18 protein-coding genes are annotated in these 19,652 nt (G+C 72.2%); 13 read left to right on the top strand and 5 right to left on the bottom strand.

Going from position 1 to position 19,652, the window contains the following annotated elements:
• The first annotated feature begins 12 nt into the window (after positions 1–12).
• Positions 13–1,791 (top strand): GMC family oxidoreductase, encoded by a 1,779-nt coding sequence (locus AB0G59_RS16075; RefSeq protein ID WP_360911949.1) that lies wholly within the window; start codon positions 13–15, stop codon positions 1,789–1,791.
• A 618-nt stretch (positions 1,792–2,409) separates the two neighbouring features.
• Here AB0G59_RS16075 and AB0G59_RS16070 read toward each other — a convergent pair.
• A complete protein-coding gene (locus tag AB0G59_RS16070) occupies positions 2,410–2,715 on the bottom strand; it encodes a chorismate mutase (protein WP_360911946.1) in 306 nt (101 codons plus the stop codon).
• A 325-nt stretch (positions 2,716–3,040) separates the two neighbouring features.
• Between AB0G59_RS16070 and guaA the strand changes: the two genes are divergently transcribed.
• The 5 genes from guaA to AB0G59_RS16045 all read left to right on the top strand — a co-directional run bounded on the left by guaA (position 3,041) and on the right by AB0G59_RS16045 (position 8,496).
• Positions 3,041–4,645, top strand: coding sequence for a glutamine-hydrolyzing GMP synthase (gene guaA, locus AB0G59_RS16065; protein ID WP_071962608.1), 1,605 nt, complete (start codon positions 3,041–3,043; stop codon positions 4,643–4,645).
• 180 nt (positions 4,646–4,825) lie between these two features.
• Complete coding sequence (locus tag AB0G59_RS16060) at positions 4,826–5,737, top strand: alpha/beta hydrolase (RefSeq protein ID WP_360911944.1); 912 nt, start codon at positions 4,826–4,828, stop codon at positions 5,735–5,737.
• 70 nt (positions 5,738–5,807) lie between these two features.
• Positions 5,808–6,602 (top strand): class II aldolase/adducin family protein, encoded by a 795-nt coding sequence (locus AB0G59_RS16055; RefSeq protein ID WP_360911942.1) that lies wholly within the window; start codon positions 5,808–5,810, stop codon positions 6,600–6,602.
• A 179-nt stretch (positions 6,603–6,781) separates the two neighbouring features.
• Entirely contained in the window at positions 6,782–7,807 is a 1,026-nt protein-coding gene (locus AB0G59_RS16050; RefSeq protein ID WP_360911940.1) for a L,D-transpeptidase, read from the top strand.
• Positions 7,808–7,983: 176 nt separating this feature from the next.
• Positions 7,984–8,496, top strand: coding sequence for a DoxX family protein (locus AB0G59_RS16045; RefSeq protein WP_360911938.1), 513 nt, complete (start codon positions 7,984–7,986; stop codon positions 8,494–8,496).
• Positions 8,497–8,521: 25 nt separating this feature from the next.
• Here AB0G59_RS16045 and AB0G59_RS16040 read toward each other — a convergent pair whose 3' ends face one another.
• Together AB0G59_RS16040 and AB0G59_RS16035 are read right to left on the bottom strand one after the other, a co-directional pair.
• On the bottom strand, positions 8,522–8,758 hold the full coding sequence (locus tag AB0G59_RS16040) for a hypothetical protein (RefSeq protein ID WP_360911936.1): 237 nt from the start codon (positions 8,756–8,758) through the stop codon (positions 8,522–8,524).
• Positions 8,745–10,100 carry a PspC domain-containing protein gene (locus tag AB0G59_RS16035; RefSeq protein ID WP_360911934.1) on the bottom strand — a complete coding sequence of 452 codons (1,356 nt, stop codon included), beginning with the start codon at positions 10,098–10,100 and terminating at the stop codon, positions 8,745–8,747. Before AB0G59_RS16035 ends, AB0G59_RS16040 begins: the two co-directional genes overlap by 14 nt.
• Positions 10,101–10,234: 134 nt before the next feature.
• Here AB0G59_RS16035 and AB0G59_RS16030 point away from each other — a divergent pair, with 134 nt between their 5' ends.
• The 4 genes from AB0G59_RS16030 to AB0G59_RS16015 all read left to right on the top strand — a co-directional run bounded on the left by AB0G59_RS16030 (position 10,235) and on the right by AB0G59_RS16015 (position 15,127).
• Positions 10,235–11,839 (top strand): protein kinase, encoded by a 1,605-nt coding sequence (locus AB0G59_RS16030; protein ID WP_360911932.1) that lies wholly within the window; start codon positions 10,235–10,237, stop codon positions 11,837–11,839.
• Positions 11,840–11,905: 66 nt separating this feature from the next.
• Complete coding sequence (locus tag AB0G59_RS16025) at positions 11,906–13,177, top strand: ATP-binding protein (protein ID WP_104531572.1); 1,272 nt, start codon at positions 11,906–11,908, stop codon at positions 13,175–13,177.
• Positions 13,174–13,866 carry a response regulator transcription factor gene (locus AB0G59_RS16020; RefSeq protein WP_071962617.1) on the top strand — a complete coding sequence of 231 codons (693 nt, stop codon included), beginning with the start codon at positions 13,174–13,176 and terminating at the stop codon, positions 13,864–13,866. The genes AB0G59_RS16025 and AB0G59_RS16020 overlap by 4 nt, the downstream gene beginning before the upstream one ends.
• A gap of 145 nt (positions 13,867–14,011) precedes the next feature.
• Complete coding sequence (locus tag AB0G59_RS16015) at positions 14,012–15,127, top strand: alpha/beta hydrolase-fold protein (RefSeq protein ID WP_360911930.1); 1,116 nt, start codon at positions 14,012–14,014, stop codon at positions 15,125–15,127.
• 57 nt (positions 15,128–15,184) lie between these two features.
• On the opposite strand, the gene AB0G59_RS16010 is transcribed toward AB0G59_RS16015, so the two are convergent.
• Complete coding sequence (locus AB0G59_RS16010) at positions 15,185–15,691, bottom strand: MarR family transcriptional regulator (protein WP_360911928.1); 507 nt, start codon at positions 15,689–15,691, stop codon at positions 15,185–15,187.
• Between the two features lie 113 nt (positions 15,692–15,804).
• On the opposite strand from AB0G59_RS16010, the gene AB0G59_RS16005 reads away from it, so the two are divergent.
• On the top strand, positions 15,805–16,548 hold the full coding sequence (locus tag AB0G59_RS16005) for a hypothetical protein (RefSeq protein ID WP_360911925.1): 744 nt from the start codon (positions 15,805–15,807) through the stop codon (positions 16,546–16,548).
• An 88-nt stretch (positions 16,549–16,636) separates the two neighbouring features.
• Positions 16,637–17,866: an MFS transporter gene (locus AB0G59_RS16000; protein ID WP_360911923.1), complete on the top strand. Its 1,230-nt coding sequence runs from the start codon at positions 16,637–16,639 to the stop codon at positions 17,864–17,866.
• Here the strand turns inward: AB0G59_RS16000 and AB0G59_RS15995 are convergent.
• Positions 17,863–18,951, bottom strand: coding sequence for an NlpC/P60 family protein (locus AB0G59_RS15995; protein WP_360911921.1), 1,089 nt, complete (start codon positions 18,949–18,951; stop codon positions 17,863–17,865). The genes AB0G59_RS16000 and AB0G59_RS15995 overlap by 4 nt on opposite strands.
• A 278-nt stretch (positions 18,952–19,229) precedes the next feature.
• Here AB0G59_RS15995 and AB0G59_RS15990 point away from each other — a divergent pair, with 278 nt between their 5' ends.
• Positions 19,230–19,583: a hypothetical protein gene (locus AB0G59_RS15990; RefSeq protein WP_360911919.1), complete on the top strand. Its 354-nt coding sequence runs from the start codon at positions 19,230–19,232 to the stop codon at positions 19,581–19,583.
• Positions 19,584–19,652 lie beyond the last annotated feature (69 nt).

Here is a 19,652-nt window from a genome sequence, read left to right as displayed (position 1 = left end):
CGGAGGCACGTGGTGACCACATTCGACTACGACGTCATCGTCATCGGCTCGGGCTTCGGCGGCTCCGTCTCCGCCCTGCGCCTGAGCGAGAAGGGCTACCGCGTGGGCGTGCTGGAGGCCGGCCGCCGCTTCACCCGCGACACCCTCCCCCGCAACTCCTGGGACCTGCGCAACTACCTGTGGGCCCCGGCCCTGGGGCTCTACGGCATCCAGCGCATCCACCTCCTCGGCAACGTCATGGTCCTCGCGGGCGCCGGCGTCGGCGGCGGTTCGCTGAACTACGCCAACACGCTCTACGTACCGCCCAAGGCGTTCTTCGACGACCCGCAGTGGGCCTCCATCACCGACTGGGAGCAGGAGCTGCGCCCGTACTACGAGCAGGCGCGGCGCATGCTGGGCGTACGGCTCAACCCCACCACGACCCCCTCCGACGTCCACCTGAAGGCGGCCGCCGAACGGATGGGCGTGGGGGAGAGCTTCCACCTCGCCCCGGTCGGCGTCTTCTTCGGCGACGGCGAGGACGGCGACGGGAGCGCCCGCGCCCGCCCCGGCGCCGAGGTCCCGGACCCGTACTTCGGGGGTGCGGGCCCCGCCCGCAAGGCCTGTGTCGAGTGCGGCGAGTGCATGACCGGCTGCCGGCACGGCGCCAAGAACACCCTGGGCGAGAACTACCTCCACCTCGCCGAGCGCGCCGGAGCCGTCATCCACCCGATGACGACGGTCGTGGCCCTCACCGAGCACGCGGACGGCGGCTACCGCGTCCTGACCGTCCCCACCGGCCGGCGCCGCACGGCCCGCCCCCGGGTGCTGCGCGCCGAACGGGTGGTGGTCGCCGCCGGAACGTACGGCACCCAGACGCTCCTGCACACCATGCGGGACAAGGGCCTGCTGCCCCGCCTCTCCGAGCGGCTCGGCGAGCTGACCCGGACGAACTCCGAGGCCCTGGTCGGCGCCCAGACCACCGCCCGCCGCTACCGCGCCGCGCACGGCCGCACGCCCGATTTCACCCGGGGCGTGGCGATCACCTCGTCCGTCCACCCCGACGCCCACACCCACATCGAACCCGTGCGGTACGGCAAGGGCTCGAACGCCATGGGCGGCCTGTCCATCCTCCAGGTGCCGGTAGGGACGCGGATGCCGCGGGCGGTGGCCTTCGCGGCGCGCTGCGCACGGCATCCGGTGCTGCTGCTGCGGTCGCTGTCCAACCGCCGCTGGTCCGAGCGCACGATCATCGGCCTCGTCATGCAGTCGCTGGACAACTCCCTGACGACGTACCGCAGGCCGGGCGGCGTGGGCAAGGCCCTGCTCACGGCCCGGCAGGGCCACGGCGCGCCCAACCCGAGGCAGATCCCCGTGGCGGCCGAGGCGGCGCGCCTCATCGCCCGGGAGATCAACGGCTTCGCCGGCAGCAACGTCGGCGAGCTCATGGGCACCCCGCTCACCGCCCACTTCATCGGCGGCTGCCCGATCGGCCCCGACCCGTCCCGGGGCGTCATCGATCCGTACCACCGGCTGTACGGGCACCCCGGCATCTCGGTGGTCGACGGCGCGGCCGTCTCCGCGAACCTCGGCGTCAACCCCTCCTTGACGATCACGGCGCAGGCGGAGCGCGCGATGGCCTTCTGGCCGAACAAGGGCGAGGCGGATCCCCGCCCGGAGCCGGGCGGTGCGTACGAGCGCGTGGCCGCCGTCGCGCCGCACGGCCCGGCGGTGCCCGAGGACGCCTTCGGGGCGCTGCGACTGCCGTTCCTGCCGGTGCCGGAGGTGCCGAAGCGGCAGGCGGGGGAGTGACGGAGCGGCCCGCCCATTCCGGCCATGTGATGTAACTCACTGACGCCGGGTGTGCCGGGTCGCCCGCGCCGGGCCGTGGCACGGCGAAGGGCCCCGGGCCGCACCGCGGGGGCGTGCGGGCGGCCTCGGGGCCCTTGACTGCCGGCACCGAGGTCAGGGCAGGGTCGGTGCCGCGGAGCGACGCCGGGGGGAGCGTCGCAGGCTGGAGATGGTTGAACCAATGGCGGTACGGGACAAGGGACTTGCCGTTCCCTTTTGCATCGTGCGGGATGAGCCGCCCCGGGCGCAACCGTTTCGACCGGATACGGTCGGTTCCAGGCGTCCCTGGAACCGACCGCCCCTTGAGTGGCGGCCGGGCTGCTGTCCCCTGCTGACCGGTCGCCTCGCCACCGGAGTGAGGTCCCACGACGCGCGTGCTCGCGCGTCACACACCCCGGTGGATCCCGCCCTGTCGTTGCCGGGCGCCCAGATGAACAGGGACGGAAGCCACGCGTGGATCTCGGAGGGCCGCTCCTGGCTGGGGCGGACACCGGTATTAACGAAGATGATCAGCCGCCGGTCACGCGCCGTACGGGTGACGGGCCCCGAACTCGGGTGCGGCGGGTGACCGGACCACGGTCAGATGCGGCCCCGGCAGAGCTCGAGCAGGGTCATGGCCAGGGCGGTGCCGGGCTTGCCGAGCTGCTCGCTGTAGTGGCCGAGGATCTCCATCTCGCGGGAGAGGTTCACCCGGCGCCCGCCGGAGGCGATCCGCTCGCGCTGGATCACGGCCGAGACGGCCATGCGCTCCTGGACGAGCCCGATGATGCGGCCGTCGAGGTCGTCGATCCGCTCCCGGGCGCCGGTGATCACGCCGGCGGCGTGGTCGGTGCGGGCGCCGGTGTCGGTGTGGCGCGGGGTGTTGGTGGTGGTCGTGGTGCTCATGTGTGTTTCTCCAAAGAGGGCGCGGCCCCCCGGAGCGGCATGACCCGGAAAAACGACAGGCGCCCCGGGCCTTGTCGGCCCGGGGCGCCTGGGAAGTCGCTTGTCAGTTGCTCAAGCAGCACGACCATGGCAGCCGGACGGGCCGGGTGCCATAGGTAAAGACGAAGGTCAGGTGCTTGCGCATGGCGGACAGTATGGCCCGTGCGGGGCGCCCGGGCCAATGCGCGTCGGGGCATCGTTCGGATGGTGAGACAAAAGCAAGCTCCCGCTCCCCGGTAGAATCGACAAATACAGCCCCCTCCTCGACCGCCGGAAGGCCGCTCCCGTGTCAGCAGCACCCCCCGCCGCCGCCCACGACAACACCGCGGAACCGGTGCTCGTTGTCGACTTCGGTGCGCAGTACGCCCAGCTCATCGCCCGCCGCGTCCGCGAGGCCCGCGTCTACAGCGAGATCGTGCCCAGCACGATGCCCGTCGCCGAGATGCTCGCCAAGAACCCCAAGGCGATCATCCTCTCCGGCGGCCCCTCGTCCGTGTACGAGGAGGGCGCCCCCCGCCTGGACGACGCCCTCGGCCTCTTCGAGTCCGGCGTCCCCGTCTTCGGCATGTGCTACGGCTTCCAGCTGATGGCCACCACCCTCGGCGGCACCGTCGACAACACCGGTGCGCGCGAGTACGGCCGTACCCCCCTGCACGTCTCCAAGACCGGCTCGACCCTCTTCGAGGGCACCCCGGCGGAGCAGTCGGTGTGGATGTCGCACGGCGACGCCTGCTCGGCCGCCCCCGAGGGCTTCACCGTCACCGCGTCCACGGACGTCGTGCCGGTCGCCGCCTTCGAGAACGACGCCAAGAAGCTCTACGGCGTGCAGTACCACCCCGAGGTGATGCACTCCACGCACGGCCAGCTGGTCATGGAGCACTTCCTCTACCGCGGCGCGGGCATCGAGCCGACCTGGACCACGGGCAACGTGATCGAGGAGCAGGTCGCCGCCATCCAGGAGATGGTCGGCACCAAGCGCGCGATCTGCGGCCTGTCGGGCGGCGTGGACTCCGCCGTCGCCGCCGCCCTCGTGCAGAAGGCCATCGGCTCCCAGCTGACCTGCGTGTACGTCGACCACGGCCTGATGCGCAAGGGCGAGACCGAGCAGGTCGAGAAGGACTTCGTCGCCGCGACCGGCGTCCAGCTGAAGGTCGTCGACGCCCAGGAGCGCTTCCTGAACGCGCTGGCCGGGGTCTCCGACCCGGAGACCAAGCGCAAGATCATCGGCCGTGAGTTCATCCGCGTCTTCGAGCAGGCGCAGGCCGAGATCGTCGCCGAGGGCGCGGCCGACGGCGAGGACGTCGCGTTCCTCGTCCAGGGCACGCTCTACCCCGACGTCGTCGAGTCCGGCGGCGGCACCGGCACCGCCAACATCAAGTCCCACCACAACGTGGGCGGCCTCCCCGAGGACCTGGAGTTCAAGCTCATCGAGCCGCTCCGCCAGCTCTTCAAGGACGAGGTCCGCATGGTCGGCCAGGAGCTCGGCCTGCCGGACGAGATCGTCCAGCGCCAGCCCTTCCCCGGCCCCGGCCTGGGCATCCGCATCGTCGGCGAGGTGACCAAGGAGCGTCTGGACCTCCTGCGCGAGGCCGACGCCATCGCCCGCGAGGAGCTCACCGCGGCCGGCCTGGACCGCGAGATCTGGCAGTGCCCGGTCGTGCTCCTGGCCGACGTCCGCTCGGTCGGCGTCCAGGGCGACGGCCGCACGTACGGCCACCCGATCGTGCTGCGCCCGGTCTCGTCCGAGGACGCGATGACGGCCGACTGGACCCGCATGCCGTACGAGGTGCTCGCCCGGATCTCGACCCGCATCACGAACGAGGTCGCCGATGTGAACCGCGTGGTGCTGGACGTCACCAGCAAGCCGCCGGGCACCATCGAGTGGGAGTAGTCCTCCCCTGATCGAACGCCGGTGCCGCCGCCCATTCGTCTGGGCGGCGGCACCGGCGTTTTTGCCATGGGGTGCGTCGGCAGAACCGGGTTCCGGCAAAGAGTGGCGCGATCACGAGACGAGACGTATCGTTTCATTCCTGAGGTGCGCCCGCACACGAACCCCAGGAAGGGACCCGTCATGACCCGAGCCGCAATCCGAACCCTTGCCGTCGACGTCGCCCCCGGCGTGCAGCTGTGGACCGAAGAGCGCGGCGCCGCCGACGCGTCCCCCCTCCTGCTCATCATGGGCGCGCAGGCCTCCGGCCTGGCCTGGCCCGAGGAGTTCGTCGACGCCCTCGCCGCCCGCCACCGCGTGATCCGTTACGACCACCGCGACGCCGGCCGCTCCACCTGGTCCTACGACGAGCAGCCCTACCGCATCACCGACCTCGCGGAGGACGCCCTCGCCGTCCTGGACGCACACGGCGTCGAGCGTGCCCACATCGTCGGTATGTCGCTCGGCGGCATGCTGGCGCAGCTGCTGCTCGCCGATCACCCGGACCGCATCCTCAGCGCCACCCTCATCGGCACCTGCGCGCTGAGCGGGCGGCCGCTCGTCGAGGCCGACGGCAGGGAAACCGCCGTCGCCGACCTGCCCGGCATCGATCCGCGCGTCCTGGAGATGTGGGCTCAGCCCGTGGAGGATCACGGCCTGGAGGCCGAGCTCGACCGGCGCGTGGCGCACTGGCGGCTCCTGAGCGGCGAGGAGCTCCCCTTCCACGCCGACGAGATGCGCGAGCGCGAGCGGCGGATCATCGAGCACGCGGGGCGTTACGACGTCTCCACCGCCCACGGCCGCGCCGATCACTCCGGCATGGACCGGACGGAGGGGCTGGCGCGCAACACCGTTCCCACGCTGGTGACCGACGGCTTTGCCGAGCCCGTCTTCCCGCGGCCCCACGCCCGCCACATCGCCCAAGTGATCGGCAACGCCCGGACGGTGGCGATGCCGGGCATGGGGCACGCGCTGCCGCGCGAGTGCCTGCGGCCGCTGGCCGAGGCCGTCCTGGAGCACGCCGTGGCCGCGTCGGCGGCGCCCGCCGCGTCGTAGGCCTGTTCCCGGCGGGTACCCGGCGGTAGCTTCCGGTTCGTAGCCACGGAGCAACCGGAGGAGCACCGCCATGTCGCAGGCAGCCGCACCGGAACCCATCCCCACCGATCAGCTCCACTTCGCCATGCCTCCCCAGCACGACACCGTCGAGGACGAGCGGCGGTACCGCAAGGAGCGGCTCGCGGCGGCGCTGCGGCTGTTCGGGCGGTTCGGGTTCGAGGAGGGGGTCGCGGGGCACATCACCGCGCGTGATCCGGAGTTCACCGATCACTTCTGGGTCAACCCGTTCGGGATGTCGTTCAAGCACATCACCGTCTCCGACCTGATCCTCGTCAATCATCAGGGGCAGGTCGTCGAGGGCCGCTACCACGTCAACCAGGCCGCCTTCGCGATCCACTCGCAGGTCCACCGGGCCCGGCCCGACGTCGTGGCCGCCGCGCACAGCCACTCCACGTACGGGCGGGCGCTGTCCGCGCTGGGGGAGCTGCTGGAGCCGATCACCCAGGACGTCTGCGCCTTCTATCAGGACCACGCGCTCTTCGACGACTACACGGGCGTCGTCGTGGACGAGGAGGAGGGGCGGCGCATCGCCACGGCCCTCGGGCCGCACAAGGCGGTGATCCTGCGCAACCACGGGCTGCTGACGGTCGGGGACTCGGTCGACGCGGCGGCGTGGTGGTTCATCACGATGGAACGCTCCTGCCAGGTGCAGCTGGCGGCCAAGGCCGCCGGGAAGCCGGTGCTCATCGACGCCGCGAGCGCCGAGCACACCCGTGACCAGCTCGGCAACGACCTGGTGGCGTGGATCAACTACCAGCCGCTCCACCAGCAGATCACGCGCAGCGAGCCGGAGCTCCTGGGCTGACGGACCGGGCGTGCGACCCCCGCCCGTCGGCGGGGGTCGCTCGTTCTTCCGGGCGCCTTTGTGGGGCATTTGCCCTGCTTACGATGGTGAGGAGCCGGGGCGTAGCCGCCTCGGCTCCGTCATGTCCGGAAGAGCGTCACGTCCGGAAGCACTGGAAGAAACGAACCGGTAGGAGAACCATGCGCCTCTCCCGTTGCATCGGGCTGTCCGCGGCCCTGGCCCTGACCGGGCTGGCCGTCACGGGGTGCGGCGGCGGTGCCGAGGCCGAGGAGCGGCCCGCGAAGTCCTCCGCCCGGGGATCGTCCGCCCCCGCGCCCTCGAGCGCCGCCCCTGTCTCCGAGAAGCCGGCCCCGCCCGCCGCGATGCTCACCGGCGCCGCCCGGACCGTACGGCCCGAGATAGCCCCCGCGAACGGCGAGAAGGTCGGCGTGGGACAGCCCATCGCGATCGTCTTCAAGCAGCAGAAGGTCTCCCAGGAGCTGCGCGCCGGCATCGAGGGGCGGCTGAAGGTCTCCACCTCGCCGAAGGTCCCCGGGGCCTGGCACTGGAACGAGTCCAAGGGCGACACCCGCGTCCACTTCCGCCCCGAGAAGTTCTGGCCCGCCGGCACCAAGGTGACCCTGGACGCCCGGCTCGCGGGCGTGAAGCTCGCCGGGGGCACGGCCGCCGCCGGCGACCGCAGCGTCTCCTTCACCATCGGCGACTCGATGGTCAACACCGTGGACCTCAAGACCCACAAGATGACCGTCGTCCGCAACGGCAGGACGCTGCGCACCATCGCGATCAGCGGCGGCGACGAGGGCAAGGGCTTCGGGACCCGCGAGGGCATCAAGACCATCCTCGGCAAGGAGGGGCGGGTCGTGATGGACTCGCTCTCCATCGGCATCCCGCGCAACCACCCGGACGGGTTCTACGGCTCGTACGACTACAGCATGCGCGAGACGATCAGCGGCGAGTACGTGCACGCGGCCCCCGACAACGCCGAGTCCTTCGGCAAGGAGAACGTCAGCCACGGCTGCACCGGCATGTCCACGGACGACGCCAAGTGGCTGTACGGGCTGAGCCTCAAGGGCGATGTCGTGCAGGTCGGCGGGGGTACGAAGCCGAAGCCGATGGACCTCTTCGGCAACGGCTACGGCGACTGGAACCTCAGCTGGGAGCAGTGGCTGCAGGGCAGCGCACTGGGCGTGCGCACCGGCGGCTGAGCACACACCACCGCCGCCCACAAGCCCTGTGGACAACCCCCGCCGCGGGCCGCGCGGGGTTGTCCACAGGGCTGAACGCTTTCCGGTCCCCGCACGTATGGTCGGAGAGCGATGAGTGATGACGGATCGCGGCGGGCCGGCACGGTCCGGTGCGGGTGAAGGCGAGGGAGGCGGCCATGGCGAGCGGCATGTCATTCACGGGGCGCGGGGACCTGGGGCGGTATGCCCTGCTGCCGCTGCGCCTCTTCCTCGGGGTGACGTTCCTTTACGCGGGGCTCGACAAGCTCACCGACTCCGCCTTCATGGCGAGCGAAGGGCCGGGGTCGGTCGGGGCCCTGATGGAGTCGGTGCGCGGGACGGCCGCGCTCCCGGGCCTGGTGGACCTGGCGCTGAAGAGTCCGGTCGGCTTCGGCTACGCGATCGCGCTGGGTGAGCTGGCGGTGGGCATAGGCACCCTGCTCGGGGTGTTCGCCCGGGTGGCGGCGGCCGGGGGCGCGCTGATCTCGCTCAGTCTGTGGCTCACCGTCAGCTGGGCGGCCACGCCGTACTACTACGGCAACGACCTGGTCTATCTGATGGCGTGGCTGCCGCTGGTCATAGCGGGCGCGCCCCTGCTGTCGGTGGACGCGGCGTGGTCCGGTCGCCGCCGTGGGCGGGGCCGGGGTCGCAGGGGCGCGCTGTTCGGCTGAGCCGGACGGTGGGCCCGGCGGGCGGTCAGCGCGGTTCGCCGGGGCGGTCGTTGCGGTCCGTGGCGCGGCCCCGGTGACGGCGGACGGCGAAGGCGAGGGAGGAGACCACGCCGGCCACGCAGAAGCCGGCGACCATCACGGGCAGCAGGAGGTAGGAGGGGAAATCCCACCGGCCGTCGGCGGCGGCGAGGTAGGCCAGGCAGCCGCCGAGCAGGACCAGCCCGACGACCAACTTGCCCGGCTCGAAGTCATGGCGTGGCACGGTCCACCTCCACCTGGCCGATGCCGGCCTTGAGCTTGATTTCCAGGATGCCGTGCGAGGGGCGCCCGGCGGCGGGTTCCAGCGTGAGGTGCTTGTGCTGCCCGGGTTCGACGTCGATGTCGTCGCGCCGCTCGCCGGGCAGTTGGATGTCGCCGATGCCGATCTCGATGTCCAGCCGTGCCGTGACGTCCGGGGGCAGCACGACCTTGAGCTGTCCGGCGCCGACCTCGGCGAACACGTCGAGCGGCGTGGCGCCGCCCTGCGACCAGGCCGGCGCGGTCAGGTCCAGCACGGCCACGCCGCTGCCCAGTTCGAAGCGCTCGCGTACGTCCGCCGGGCCCGCCGGGCGCCAGGTCGTGCGCGTCCACTCGCTGGTCACCGACTTCGGCAGGGCGGCGGCGCCGGTGAGCAACGTGCCGGTCAGCACCGCCGCGACGACCGTGCCGCCGCCCGTGCGCCCGTACAGGGAGCTGACCGCGATGCCCAGGCCGAACACGCCCAGGGCGCAGGCCAGGCCGATCTCGAGGGAGGTGCCCAGGGGCTGGTGGTGCCAGGTCAGGCCGGTGCCGAGGCCACAGGCCGCCAGGGCCAGCAGGAAGGTCCAGCCGCCCAGTTGGCGTCCGGTGGGCGCCGGGCGGACGGGCGCGCGGGCGGCGGTGGTCGCCGTCTCGTAGGGGCCGTCGTCGGGTCCCCACAGATAGCCGGTGCCGGCGGACCCGGCCAGGGCGGCCGGCGCCGCGTCCTTGACCGGGTCGCGCCACCAGGACGGCGTGCCCGGCGCCGGGGGCGCCTGTGTCTCCGGCGGGGCGTCCACAGCCTTGTGCGGCTTATGGGGTTTGTGTGCCTTGGCGGTCTTCTGCGCCGCGTGCAGCGGCGTGCCCTCGGCCGTCGGTATGCCGCCGGCCCCCGCTTCGGCGCGCTCGTCCTCCGCCTCCACGAGGCCGCGGTGGCGCGACCAGTAGGCGGCGCCGCTGAGGGCGATCGTCAGCATCAGCGCGAAGGCCATCACGCCACTGTTGTTGAGCATCGACAGGAACAGCCCGCAGCCCACCAGGGCGCACAGCACCGCCGTCAGCGCCGGCCCCTCGACGCGGCCCGAGAGCATCCGCCGGCCCTCGTTCTCCTCCTCGCCCTCCAGCGGGATGAGCAGCCAGGCGAAGCCGTAGACGATCAGGCCCAGCCCGCCCGAGACCCCCAGCACCCCCAGCGCCACGCGGAAGATGACCGGGTCCATGTCGAAGCAGCGGCCGAGCCCGCCGCAGACGCCGGCGACCATCTTGTGCTCACGGCTGCGCCGCAGCGGCGGTCGGGTCTCGTGTTCGGCGGTCGGTGCGTCGGTCATGGGGACATGGTGTCAACCGGAACGTGTGTATGACATCCGTGACGACCCTGGCCGTTCCCTGAGATCCTCCCTGAGGCCCGGCCGGTTAGGGTGTGGCGGATCGAACACACGCGGGGGAACCGGAGGGGCGCGCGATGCACAGTGCAGTGCCGGGAACGGGACGGCTCGTCGCCGGCCGGTACCGGCTCGTCGAGCGCATAGGCCGTGGCGGCATGGGCACCGTCTGGCGTGCCGAGGACCAGTTGCTGGGCCGCCAGGTCGCCGTCAAGCAGCTGCACGTCTCCCCGGGCCTGCAGGAGGACGAGCTCGCCACCCTCTACGAGCGCACCCGCCGCGAGGCGCGCAGCGCGGCCCGCATCACCCACCCCAACGTCGTGGTCGTCCACGACGTCGTCGAGGACGCCGGACTGCCGTGCATCGTGATGGAGTACGTCCCCTCGACGACCCTCGGCGACCTGCTCGGCAGCGGCACCCTGAGCCCGGACGAGGCAGCCCGCATCGGACGCGGCATGATCGCGGCGCTGCGCGCGGCCCACGCGGCCGGCGTGCTGCACCGTGACGTCAAGCCCGGCAACGTACTCCTCGGCGACGACGGGCGGGTCGTCCTCACCGACTTCGGCATCGCCCAGGCCAGCGGCACCTCCACCCTGACCAAGACCGGCGAGATGGTCGGCTCCATCGACTACATCGCCCCCGAGCGGGTCAAGGGCGCCAAGCCCGGCCCCGCCTCCGACCTGTGGGCGCTCGGCGCCACGCTCTACCAGGCCCTCGAGGGCCGGCCGCCGTTCCGCAAGGACACCGCGGTCGAGACGGCGTACTCCATCGCCGTGGACCCGCTGGTGCCGCCGCGCGGGGCGGGCCCGTTGACCAAGCTGATCGAGACCCTGCTGGCCAAGGACCCGGCGCTGCGTCCCCCCGCCGAGCTGGTGGAGCAGATCCTGCGCGAGCCGGCCGCCGAGCCCGCCACGGCTCCCCTGAGGACCGAGCGGACCGAGCGGCCCCAGCGGCCCGAGCCGCGGCCCGAACCGACGACCGTCGCCGACCCGATCGCCACCGCCCCCACCGCCCCGCAGTCCGTGCCCGCGGCCCCGGCCGCGCCCAAGCGGCGCCGGACGGCGCTGTGGAGCACCGTCGCCGTCGCCCTCGTGGCGGCCCTGGCGGCCGGGGCGTACTTCCTGCCGCAGGACGGCGGCCAGGAGGACGACGAGGCCGCGCCCCCGCAGTCGGAGAAGCCCTCGGCGAGCGCGCCGGCGAGCCCCGGAGCGAGCCCGCTGCCGGCCGTGCCGAAGGGCTACCACCTCGTCGACGAGAAGGGGGTGGGCGTCTCCTTCCCCGTGCCGGACGGCTGGAAGCGCAAGAAGCTGCCGGACAGCGACGAGATCCTCTATGTCGACCCCACCGAACTGGTCGGGCTGCGCGTCTCCGTCCTCGACCTCGCCAGCAGCGATCCCCTCCAGCGGTGGAAGGACGACGAGGCCAAGTCCGTGGCGGAGGGCAAGCTCCCGGGCTACAAGCAGCTGCGCATGCAGAGCACGGAGTTCCGCGGCCAGCCGGCCGCGATCTGGGAGTTCAGCTGGCGGGGCCGGGCGCGCGACTTCCGCGCCGCCGACCTGGGCTTCGGGCGTCCGGGCGGCAACGAGTACGCCATCTACCTCTCGGCGCCCGCGGCCGACTGGCACAAGCACAAGAAGGTGTTCGACGACGTCCGGGACGGATTCCGGCTGCCCAAGGACAGGTGACGGATAGGGGGCCCGTCAGGGACGACCCTGATGCCGCGGCGGGCCCGACCGTGTGACGATCTGTGCATGACCACCGCCGCACGTCCCGACAGCCCGCCCCTGCGCAAGCTCTACCGCAGCGCGGACGGTCGGCTGCTCGGCGGAGTGGCCCGTGGGCTCGCCGGGCACCTGGGGGTGCCGGTGTCCTGGGTGCGGCTGGTGTTCCTGGCGCTGTTCATGGCACAGGGCATGGGCGCGCTGCTGTACGCGGTGTTCTGGTTCGTGGTGCCGCTCGGCGTCGGCGGCGTGGAGGCGCCGCGCCGGGCCGTCGCCCAGGTCTCCGCCGACGGGCGCCTGCGGCTGTTCGCCCGCAAGCCCGACCGCGGCCAGGTCTTCGCGCTCATCGCGCTCCTCATCAGCGCCGCGATCTTCCTCGACCGGCTCCACCTCGGCCGCGCCAACACCTACATCTGGCCCCTGATCTTCATAGGAGCGGGCGTCGCCCTCGTCTGGCGCCAGGCCGACAACGCCCGCCGGGCCCACTGGATGGAGGTCGGCCGCCGCAAGCGCGTCCTGCCCCTCGCGCGCGGCGCGGCGGGCGTGGTCCTGGTCGGCGTCGGCGCGACCGGCATCGTCGTCCTCCAGGGCTCGGCCGAGCACCTGGGCACCGTGCTGCAGGCCTCGCTGGCCGTGCTGGTCGGCATCGCGCTCCTGGCCGGACCCTCGGTCGTCCGGATGACCCAGGACCTCACCGCCGAGCGGACGATGCGCATCCGCGCCCAGGAGCGGGCCGAGGTCGCCGCCCACGTCCACGACTCCGTCCTGCACACCCTCACCCTGATCCAGCGCAACGCCGAGGACTCCCGCGAGGTCGCCCGCCTGGCCCGGGCCCAGGAGCGGGAGCTGCGGAACTGGCTCTACAACCCCGAGGGCCGCGGCAAGGAGGAGGCCGAGGAGCCCAGCACCCTGGCCGAGGCCGTCAAGGCCACCGCCGCGGAGGTCGAGGACTACCACGGCGTGCCCATCGAGGTCGTCGTGGTCGGCGACTGCCCGCTCGACGAGCGGCTCGGCGCCCAGCTGCAGGCGGCCCGTGAGGCCATGGTCAACGCGGCCAAGTACGGTGGCCAGGGCGGGGCCGTGCAGGTCTACGCCGAGGTCGAGGCGCGTACGGTCTTCATCTCCGTCCGCGACCGGGGTCCCGGTTTCGACCTGGACGCGGTGCCGGACGACCGGATGGGCGTCCGCGAGTCGATCATCGGCCGGATGCAGCGCAACGGCGGCACGGCGAGACTGCGTTCCGCGCCCGACGGGGGGACGGAAGTGGAGCTGGAGATGGAGAGGGCGGAGAAGGCGACATGACGAGCGAAGAGACCGGCGAGAGCGTCGCGCGGCACGTCAGGGTGGTGCTCGTCGACGACCACCGCATGTTCCGTACGGGCGTGCAGGCGGAGATCGGAGCCACCGACCGCACGGGCGTCGAGGTCGTCGGCGAGGCCGCCGACGTCGACCAGGCGGTCACCGTCATCACCGCGACCCGGCCCGAGGTCGTCCTGCTGGACGTCCACCTCCCGGGCGGCGGGGGAGTGGAAGTGCTGCGCCGCTGCGCGCCCCTGATGGCCGACCAGAACGCCCCGGTCCGCTTTCTTGCGCTGTCCGTCTCCGACGCCGCCGAGGACGTCATCGGCGTCATCCGCGGCGGCGCCCGCGGCTACGTCACCAAGACCATCACCGGCACCGACCTGATCGACGCCGTCTTCCGGGTCAGGGACGGCGACGCGGTCTTCTCGCCCCGGCTGGCCGGCTTCGTGCTCGACGCGTTCGCCTCGACCGACGCACCGCCGGTCGACGAGGACCTGGACCGCCTCACCCAGCGCGAGCGCGAGGTCCTGCGCCTGATCGCCCGCGGCTACGCCTACAAGGAGATCGCCAAGCAGCTGTTCATCTCGGTGAAGACGGTCGAGTCGCACGTCTCGGCGGTGCTGCGCAAGCTCCAGCTGTCCAACCGTCACGAACTGACGCGCTGGGCGACGGCCCGACGGCTGGTCTGAGGGCCGGTCCGGCGGCCGGTCCGACAGGCGTGGCGGCCCTCCGCGCCGCCACGCCCCGTGCGCACCGGTGGGAACCTCTTCGCTCTTCCCGTCATCTACTCACAGGCGAGAGGCACAGAACCGGAAACGAGAGCCCGATGACGCGATGAGCCTGACGGGGACCCCCTTCTTCCTGACCACGATCGTCCTGGTCGTGGTGGCCCTCGCGCTGCCCCTCGCCCTGTGGGGCAGGATCCGCGGCCCCCGGTTCGTACGCCACCTCGCGCGCTTCTTCATGCTGCTGTTCGCGCAGGCCACCGCGATAGTCATGGTCTTCGTGATCGTCAACAACTCCAACGGCCTGTTCGACACCTGGGCCGACCTGCTCGGCACCGGCGACCACGTCAACGCCGCCGCCGACCTCGGCCCGGACGGCACCGGCGGCAAGTCCGTGGACGGCGAGCCGAAGGTGGTGCAGAAGTTCACGCCCGCGTCCGACAAGCGCATGGGCCCCGGCGTCCAGGAGACCAAGCTCAAGGGCCGCATATCGGGCGTGGAGGGCGAGGTGTACGTCTGGCTGCCCCCGCAGTACGACGACCCCGCCTACAAGGACAAGAAGTTCCCCGTCGTCGAGGTGCTGCCCGGCTTCCCCGGCTCGGCCAAGGCCTGGTTCGGCACCCTCAACGTCAACACCCAGCTCAAGCCCCTGATGGAGAAGGGCGAGGTGGCCCCCTTCGTCATCGTGGCGCCGCGCACCACCCTCCTCGGCGACGTCGACACCGGCTGCGCCAACACCCCCGGCAAGGTCAACGCCGACACCTGGCTGAGCGTCGACGTCCGCAAGATGGTCACCGACACCTTCCGCGTCACCGACAAGCCCGACGGCTGGGCCGTCGCAGGCTACTCGGCCGGCGCCCACTGCGCCGCCAAGCTGGCCGTCGCCCACCCCGACCGCTACCGGGCCGGAGTGAGCCTGTCCGGCTACAACGACCCCATCGGCGAGCCGGGCTCCCTCACCGCGAAGACGCCGGAGCTGCGGGACGCGAACAACCCCTGGAAGATGCTCCAGCACGCCAAGACCCCGCCCCGCGTGGCGCTGTTCCTCTCGGGCGCCGAGGGCGACGGCTACCAGGGCGGCCTGGCGATCAAACAGTCCGCGAAGCCGCCGACGACCGTCCAGGTCAGCATGGTCCCGGCCGGCGCGGGCGGCCATGGCACGGCCGTCTGGAAGCGGCAGGTGCCGGACGTCTTCCGGTGGCTGACCAAGCAGGTCACGTACTGAGCGCACGTACTGAGCGCATGTACCGAGCGGCTGACGGACGTGCGGGCCGCGCCGTGATCAGCTGAGCGTGGTGTCGCCCTGGGCCTCGAGAATCTTGCGCAGGCCCGAGGCGATGTGCCCGTACTCCTCGGGGGTCAGGACGGACAGGATCTCGTCGTAGTCCCGCAGGTGGGCGACGATGGCCTCGTCGATCAGTGACTTGCCGCGCTCGGTGAGGCGGATCTGTACCGATCGCCGGTCGGCGCGGTCGCGGATCCGCTCGACCAGACCCTTGTCCTCCAGGCGGTCCATGCGGTTCGTGATGGCGCCCGGGGACACCATGGCCGCTTTCGCGAAGGCGCCGGCGCTGAGCGTGTAGGGCGGGCCCGAGCGGCACAGTGTGGACAGCACGTCGAACTCGCCCATGTTCACGCCGAATTCGTCACTGAGCCTCTTGAAGTGCTGGTCGTACACGCGCTGCATGCGCTGCACGCGCCCCATCACCTCCACGGACTGCAGGCTGCCCGCCAGCTCGGGCCGTTCCCTGCGCCACTGCTCGATGATCAGGTCCACCGCATCGGTCACGTCATCACCCTCTCCATGATTCATTCAACCTTAAAAGGCTTGACGTTGAACAAGCAAGCGTGCTTTTATTTCAACGTCAAAAGATCTTGCCTTGAAGGACCTCAGGAGCAGCAATGACGACCGCAGACCACGGAAACCTGAAGCTCTCGTACTCCGACGGCCGACCGGCCACCACCGGCGTCGAGGCGGTCAACCGCGTCCTGCGCACGGTGGGCGTGCGGGTCAGCCAGGTCCCCATTCCCACGGAAGCCCACCCGATGCTGGAGGCGTCCAAGGGCCGGGCGCTCTCGGAAGAGGAAGGCGCGGAACTGCTCTCGCTGTTCGGCATGCACCGGGGGCAGCTGGTGGAGCAGATCGAGCTGGCCGGCCGCCGCCCGGAGGCGCATCGGGGCGGCTTCCTGAACACCTCCGAGGCCGGCGTTCCCCCGTACCCGAAGGTGTACGACATGCAGACGATGGACGCCGACGCCCTGCACGCCGTGCAGGAGCGCTTCGGCAGGCTCCACGTGAACAGCTCCGACCATGGTGTCGGCGTCGACGAGGTGATGACGGTCGTCTCCGGTGGCCCGTGGACGTGGTTCTACCTGTTGCCCGACGGCGTGGTCGCGAAGCTGTCGGTAGGCGCGGTCGGGACCGGCGATCCGGCCTGGCGCGTGAGCTACCCCGGCCTCGGCCCCCACGGCGCCTTCCTCGACGCCGGGTACGGCCTGATCGTGGCCTACGTCCACGGCCCCGAGAAGTTCGTCATGCGCTACGAGGAGCCGAGCGTGGACGGCGCACAGGCACTGGGCACGAATCCGTGGATCGACTTCAGCGGCGACGCCCCGCGGCTGCTCGACGAAGTGACCGCGCCCTGACCGGCGCCCACGGTGAACGCCTCATGTTCACCGTCTGATCCGCCCCTCACGCGAAACATCCCACCAGCACCCACCAGCAGGAAGAGACATGCCCACCACCACCGGCCCGGCCGTCACGCGCACGCCCTCCCTCTCCGCCGCCGCCGAATCCGCGGGCCGCGTCCCCATCCTGTGGCTGGCGTTGCTCGCCACACCGGTCGCCGCCGCCAACAACGCGACCGTCCTGATCCTCGGCGACATGAGCCGCGCACTCGGTATCAGCACCGCCGGCGCGTCATGGCTGGTCACCGTCTTCGCGCTGGCACTGGCGGTCGCGACACCACTGATCGCGACGCTGGTACGCCGGCGCGGTACGCGCACCGCGCTGTGGCTGAGCGCCGCCTTCGTCGCCGTCGGGACCGCGGTGGTGGCCACCTCGCCGTGGCTGCCGCTCACCCTCGCCGGACGGGCCGGCCAGGCGGCGGGCGGAGCGGGCATGATGGCCATCGCCATGAATCTGGCCGGCACGGCCCGCCGCATGGGCGTGATCAGTGCCGGGACCGGGATCCTCGGCGCCATGGGTCCGCTGCTCGGCGAGCGCCTCACCGACGCCCTCTCCTGGCGGGCCGCCCTGTCCATCCTGCTGCTCACCCTCCTGGCCGTCCCGGCGGTCAGTCGCCACACCACCAGGGTCCCGACCGCCGAGGGCCGCTTCGACGCCCGGGGCGCGGTGCTGTTGGCAGTCCTGTCCAGCAGCCTCGTTCTGCTGCCGTCGAACCCGCTGCCCGCCCTCGCCGCGGCAGCCGTCACCGGCGTCCTGCTGTCCCTGCACATACGTCGCCGCCCGGACGGCTACGTCCCTGCAGCCGCCCTGCGCTCCCGGCTCTTCCGCAGTTCGGCCCTGATGGCCCTCGCCCTGTCCGCGTCGTACTTCACGCTGCTGTTCGCGATCCCGCGGCTGATCGCCGACCGGGCCGGCTGGTCGACCGGCTCGGTGGCCACGGGCCAGATGGTCGCCATGATCATCGGATCCGCGCTCACCCTCGTCTTCGCGGCCGTCGCCGCGCGCCTGGGCCGGACCAGGGTGCGGGCGATCCTGCTCGTGGTGGGGGCACTCGCCGCAACGGCGGCGGTCTTCGCCCACAGCGCGATCATCCTGTTCGCGGCAATCGGCCTCGCCGTCTTCAGCGCCACCGGCGTCAACGCCACCCAGTCCATGACCGCGGCCTCCGCCGTCCCCGATTCCCAGCGCCCCACCGGTATCGGCCTGTTCCAGCTCGCCTACCTCATGGGCGGAGCCCTCGGCCCGGCGCTCGCCACCCTGCTGGTCCTCGGCTAGGCGGGGCGCGACGCTCCCGCGAACGGCATCTCGTCGATCGACGCGATCCGCACGGGCGCCCCGGGGTGCGGGGCGTGGATCATCCGGCCGCCGCCGACATAGAGGCCGACGTGGCTGATGCCGGAGTAGAAGAACACCAGGTCGCCGGGGGCGAGCCGGTTACGGGCGATCCGCCGCCCGGCGTTGATCTGGGTGTACGTGGTGCGCGGCAGCGACACCCCCGCCGCCTGCCACGCGGCCTGCGTCAGCCCCGAGCAGTCGAACGCGGACGGGCCGGTCGCCCCCCACACGTACGGCTTGCCGATCGCGGAGTAGGCGAAGGCCACGGCCTGGGCGGCGCGCCCCGACGCGGCCCGGTCCGCACCGGCGTGCGGGGCCACCGGCGCGAGCGCGGCGTGCGCCGCCTCCTTGACGTCCGCACCCGCCGCCGCGCCGGCGGTCGCGACGCCCTCGCCCGCCTCGACCGCTGTGCGCTCGACGGCCGGGAGCTCCTGCAGCAGCTGCCTGGCCTTCTCGAGCTTGGCCTCGATCGTGTGCTTGTGCGCGGCGAGCGCGGCCTCCTCGCGCCTGAGCTCCGAGAGCCGGGCGCCCGCGGTGGTGCGGACCCGCTGGACGTCGCGCAGCTCGTGCCGCACCCGGGCGACCGCCGTGGCCTGCCGGGTGCCCGCGCGGTCGGCGAGGGAGGCGCTCTCCAGATAACGGTCGGGGGAGGAGGAGAGCAGCAGCCGCACGCCGGCGGGCATGCCGCCGTCGCGGTACTGGGCGGTGGCGAAGGAGCCGAGGGCGTTGCGGGCGGAGTTGAGCCGCTCGGTCTTGCGGGCGGCCTCGTCCTGCAGCCTCTCGAGAGCGGACCGCGCCCGGTCGGTCCGCTCCTTGGCGCCGTTGTACTTCTCGGTGGCCACCTCGGCCTGCTGGTAGTACCCCGCCACCTGGGCCTTCGCCTGCGCGGGGGTCAGGGCGGGGGCGGCGTGGCCGGTGCCCTCCAGGGCGGTGGCGGTGGCGGCTCCCGCCAGGGCGAGGGTCGCCGCGGTCCGGGCGGTGCTGCCGGCGAGGGGGTGCTGCTTGGGCTTTCGGTGCGTCGCCACGTCGGCCGTCACTTCCTTCGGGTCCGGCAAGAGGTGCCCGGCGGCGGCCCGCACGAGGGGGGGGAGGGCAGGCCACCGCCGTCTGGAGGAGGACGCTAAACCCCGGGGTCACAGGGAAACGGCCATGACCGGTATTGGCTGCATTCGGCCGTTTCGCGACTGTGCATGGCGGGCGCTTCCCGACCGTACGGACACAAGGAGCCCTGGACTGACCGAAGCTCCGATTACCCCCACCTGGCCGCCGATGGGTGGTATGGGCCCGGCTAGGGTCGGGCCCCATGGACGTACTCATTCACGCCGTCGTCGGCCTGCACATCATCGGTATCGCCGCGCTCCTCGGCGGCTTCATGACCCAGATGAAGGCCATGGGCAGGGGCGAGGCGCGCATGGTCCCGGCGATGCTGCACGGCGCGCTGACCATGCTGGTCACCGGCGTCGCGCTGGTCGGCCTCCACCAGGCCCAGGACCACACGCTCAACACCGTCAAGCTCGGCGTGAAGATGGCCCTGCTGGTCGTCATCCTGGGCCTGGTCTACGTCAAGCGCGACGACGAGAAGGTCGGGGCGGCCGCGTTCGGCGCCGTGGGCGCGCTGACGGCCGCCAACGTCTTCATCGCCGTGCTGTGGGTCTGAGCGGGCACGAGCCGTCGCCCGTGCTGTGGGGCTGACCACTGTCCGCGGGATCCGGGACCGGCTGTCAGT

The organism is Streptomyces sp. NPDC021096 (assembly GCF_040641275.1).
GTDB lineage: Bacteria > Actinomycetota > Actinomycetes > Streptomycetales > Streptomycetaceae > Streptomyces.
This window is presented reverse-complemented; position numbering and strand designations above follow the sequence as displayed.

Bases quoted from the DNA above. Each gene is read 5' to 3' on its own strand.
- AB0G59_RS16070 (WP_360911946.1), bottom strand. From the start codon at position 2,715: ATGAGCACCACGACCACCACCAACACCCCGCGCCACACCGACACCGGC.
- AB0G59_RS16060 (WP_360911944.1), top strand. From the start codon at position 4,826: ATGACCCGAGCCGCAATCCGAACCCTTGCCGTCGACGTCGCCCCCGGC.
- AB0G59_RS16055 (WP_360911942.1), top strand. From the start codon at position 5,808: ATGTCGCAGGCAGCCGCACCGGAACCCATCCCCACCGATCAGCTCCAC.
- AB0G59_RS16050 (WP_360911940.1), top strand. From the start codon at position 6,782: ATGCGCCTCTCCCGTTGCATCGGGCTGTCCGCGGCCCTGGCCCTGACC.
- AB0G59_RS16045 (WP_360911938.1), top strand. From the start codon at position 7,984: ATGGCGAGCGGCATGTCATTCACGGGGCGCGGGGACCTGGGGCGGTAT.
- AB0G59_RS16035 (WP_360911934.1), bottom strand. From the start codon at position 10,100: ATGACCGACGCACCGACCGCCGAACACGAGACCCGACCGCCGCTGCGG.
- AB0G59_RS16030 (WP_360911932.1), top strand. From the start codon at position 10,235: ATGCACAGTGCAGTGCCGGGAACGGGACGGCTCGTCGCCGGCCGGTAC.
- AB0G59_RS16025 (WP_104531572.1), top strand. From the start codon at position 11,906: ATGACCACCGCCGCACGTCCCGACAGCCCGCCCCTGCGCAAGCTCTAC.
- AB0G59_RS16020 (WP_071962617.1), top strand. From the start codon at position 13,174: ATGACGAGCGAAGAGACCGGCGAGAGCGTCGCGCGGCACGTCAGGGTG.
- AB0G59_RS16015 (WP_360911930.1), top strand. From the start codon at position 14,012: ATGAGCCTGACGGGGACCCCCTTCTTCCTGACCACGATCGTCCTGGTC.
- AB0G59_RS16005 (WP_360911925.1), top strand. From the start codon at position 15,805: ATGACGACCGCAGACCACGGAAACCTGAAGCTCTCGTACTCCGACGGC.
- AB0G59_RS16000 (WP_360911923.1), top strand. From the start codon at position 16,637: ATGCCCACCACCACCGGCCCGGCCGTCACGCGCACGCCCTCCCTCTCC.
- AB0G59_RS15990 (WP_360911919.1), top strand. From the start codon at position 19,230: ATGGACGTACTCATTCACGCCGTCGTCGGCCTGCACATCATCGGTATC.